Annotated in this window: 3 protein-coding genes and 1 pseudogene; 1 reads left to right on the forward strand and 3 read right to left on the reverse strand. The window is 73.9% G+C overall.

Annotation, left to right across the window (positions count from 1 at the left end; genetic code table 11):
* Window positions 1-170 precede the first annotated feature (170 nt).
* From ACWENR_RS30290 to ACWENR_RS30300, 3 genes are all read right to left on the reverse strand, one after another.
* A complete protein-coding gene (locus ACWENR_RS30290; protein ID WP_091095806.1) occupies window positions 171-938 on the reverse strand; it encodes a polyprenol monophosphomannose synthase in 768 nt (255 codons plus the stop codon).
* A gap of 141 nt (window positions 939-1,079) precedes the next feature.
* Window positions 1,080-2,081 (reverse strand): SDR family oxidoreductase, encoded by a 1,002-nt coding sequence (locus ACWENR_RS30295; protein ID WP_452280360.1) that lies wholly within the window; start codon window positions 2,079-2,081, stop codon window positions 1,080-1,082.
* A complete protein-coding gene (locus tag ACWENR_RS30300) occupies window positions 2,078-2,506 on the reverse strand; it encodes an SRPBCC family protein (RefSeq protein ID WP_452280361.1) in 429 nt (142 codons plus the stop codon). The genes ACWENR_RS30295 and ACWENR_RS30300 overlap by 4 nt, the downstream gene beginning before the upstream one ends.
* 192 nt (window positions 2,507-2,698) lie before the next feature.
* Here ACWENR_RS30300 and ACWENR_RS30305 point away from each other — a divergent pair.
* Window positions 2,699-2,877, forward strand: a pseudogene (locus tag ACWENR_RS30305) (HAD-IIIA family hydrolase); the annotation flags it as partial.

Raw genomic sequence — 2,877 nt, forward strand, 5'->3', positions numbered from 1 at the left:
CGGCGCGCCCGGCGCGAACGCCGCGCGCGCCGCCCTGGCCCGCGACCGCGCGCTCACCGGCCCGGTGTACGCCGCCACGATCGACGCCGCCCACCGGGCGGTCTACCGCTGACCCGCCGCCGGCCCGGCGTCAGCCGCGGCCGGCAGCGGAGGTGGGGCGGATGACGCGGTCAGCGCTCGACGTTGCGGTGCTTCGTGCGCAGCTTGAACGGCATCAGGGCACTCTCGATCTTGGTGGCGGTGGTCATCTTCGACGCGCCGTCGCGCCGCTCCTCGAAGCGGATCGGCACCTCCAGGATGGTGTGCCCCAGCTTCGTGGCGAGGTAGTGCATCTCCACCTGGAAGCTGTAGCCGTTGGACTGCACCCGCTCCAGGCCGATGTCCCGCAGCGCGTCCGCCCGCCAGATCTTGAAGCCGGCGGTGAGGTCGCGGATCCGCACCCGCAGCAGCGTGTGCACGTAGAGGTTCGCCCAGCCGCTGAGCGCCCGCCGGTAGAGCGGCCAGTTCTCGTCCAGTTCGCCGCCGGGGACGTACCGGGAGCCGATCACGACGCCGGCCTGGGTGGAGAGCAGCGCGCCGAGCATGCCCGGCAGCGCCTCCGGCGGGTGCGACAGGTCAGCGTCCATCTGCGCCACGTACTCCGCGCCGCCGTCGAGCGCACGGCCGATCCCGTCCACGTACGCCCGGCCGAGGCCCTCCTTGCCGGCCCGGTGCACGACCTGGATCCGGTCGGGGTGCTCGATGGCCAGCTTGTCCGCCACCTCGCCGGTGCCGTCGGGGGAGTTGTCGTCGGCGACGAGGATCTTCAGGCCCGGCAGCGGCAGGGCCAGGAGCCGCTCGACCAGCACCGGGAGGTTGCCCGCCTCGTTGTAGGTGGGGACCACGACGGTCAGGCGTGCGTCCCGCCAGGGCGCGGGCAGCTGCACGGGTTCGATCATGTCGGACATCCTCGGTCGGCGGACAGGGCTCCCTGAGAGGGTAGCCACTTGCCGCATCCGGGTCTAAAAGGCACCCCTTCCGCCGGTGATCCGGTCCCTGCGGAGGGCTACGACGCCCGCGTCGGAGCCGCTGCGGCCCGGTCAGCGCAGGCGGCGGCTGAGGGCGGCCAGGGCCAGGGCCAGGCCGGCGAGGGCGGCCCCCGAGACCGCCGGCTTGTGCGTACCGACCCAGAGGGCGGCCGAGCGGGTGCGGGCCCGGTCGGTGAAGACGCCCTCCGCGCCCCGGTCCCGCTCGTCGTCGCCGGGACGGTCCAGGTTGTCCCGCCAGGCGGCCCGGTCGATCGGGGCGTCGGTCTGCTGGCTGTCGTAGCCGTCGCGGGCCAGCTTCCGGTCGAGCAGGCCGGGCGCGACGACGTCGCCGAGCCGGGCGCGCCAGGTCGGGCCGCCCACGTTCAGCTCGCGCGGGCCGTGGTCGGCCGCCCAGACGATCGCCTTCGCGGCCACCTCCGGAGCGAAGATCGGTGGCACCGGTTGCGGGTGGCGGGGCAGCCGGGTGCGTACCCAGGAGAACTGCGGGGTGTTGATCGCCGGCAGCTGCACCATCGACAGCCTTACCCCCGGGCAGTCGTGCAGCAGTTCCGCCCGCAGCGAGTCGTTGAAGCCCTGGACGGCGTGCTTGCTCGCGCAGTACGCCGCCTGGAGCGGGATGCCCCGGTAGGCCAGCGCGGAGCCGACCTGCACGATCGCCCCCCGCCCGCGCGCCCGCATGTGGCGCAGCGCGGCGAGCGTGCCGTGCACGGTGCCGAGATAGTTGACCTCGGTCACCCGCCGGAACTCCACGGCCGGGATCTCCCAGGCCGGCGCGAAGACCGAGACCATGGCGTTGTTCACCCAGACGTCGATCCCGCCGAACCGGTGCACCACGTCGTCGGCGGCCTGCTGCACCGCGCCGGCGTCGGCCACGTCGACCCGGTAGGTGCGTACCTCCGCGGCGCCCAGCTCCCGGCAGTCCCGTTCGGCGGCGGCCAGGCCGGCCTCGCCCCGGGCGAGCAGGGCGAGCCGGGCGCCCCGCTCGGCGTACCGGCGGGCGACGGCGCGTCCCACCCCGGCGCTCGCCCCGGTCACCACTACGGTCTGCGTCACTCGTCCGCCTTCTGCCGCTTGGCGATGTCCGCCAGCCGGGTCAGGGTCTCCTTGTTGCGCTGGTGCAGCACGAGGTCGTTGACCTTGTTGCGCACCCAGCGCAGCGGGCCGGCGGCGAAGTCTTCGCCGATGCGCACCCGCGTAGCCCCCGCACCGACCTCTTCGAGGGTGAAGACCACGATCGCCTCGCCGGCCGGCCAGAGCCCGGCGCGGATGACCAGCCGGCGCGGCGGCTCGCAGGCGAGCACCGTCGAGGAGTCCTGGAGGGAAAGCGGCCACGGCCCGGCCTTGTGGTGCAGTTGGCTGCCGACCCGGGGCCAGGCGTCGTCCACGTCCCGGACGTGCACGGTGCCGACGACCCAGTCGCTGTACGTCCACCCGTCGGCCAGCACCGCCCAGACCTGCTCCGGGGGAGCTTCGATCACTTTCTCCACAATCGCCACTGCGCCCCCATACCCCCGACCCTGCCCGGCCTAACGGCGCTCGCGGGTTAGCTTCTCCGGGGTGGCGGGTAACGCCACCCCGGGCCGGCGTGTCGACGCCGCCGGCACCGTACGGGACGCGGCGGCGCGTTCGGGTCGACGTTTACTCCCCGGGGCGTCGGGAACCCGCCGGCTGTGCGACAGGACCAGGTGAAGCCGGATCAGCGCAGGTCAGCCCGGGTTTCCGGGGCCGACCGGGTCGCGTCCGGCCCCGTCCTGTTCGACGCGGTGTTGCTGGATCGGGACGGGACGTTGATCGAGGACGTTCCGTACAACGGTGATCCGGAGAAGGTGCGTGCGGTGCCGGGGGCGCG

The organism is Micromonospora sp. NPDC004336 (genome assembly GCF_053602615.1).

Bases quoted from the DNA above. Each gene is read 5' to 3' on its own strand.
- ACWENR_RS30290 (WP_091095806.1), bottom strand. From the start codon at position 938: ATGATCGAACCCGTGCAGCTGCCCGCGCCCTGGCGGGACGCACGCCTG.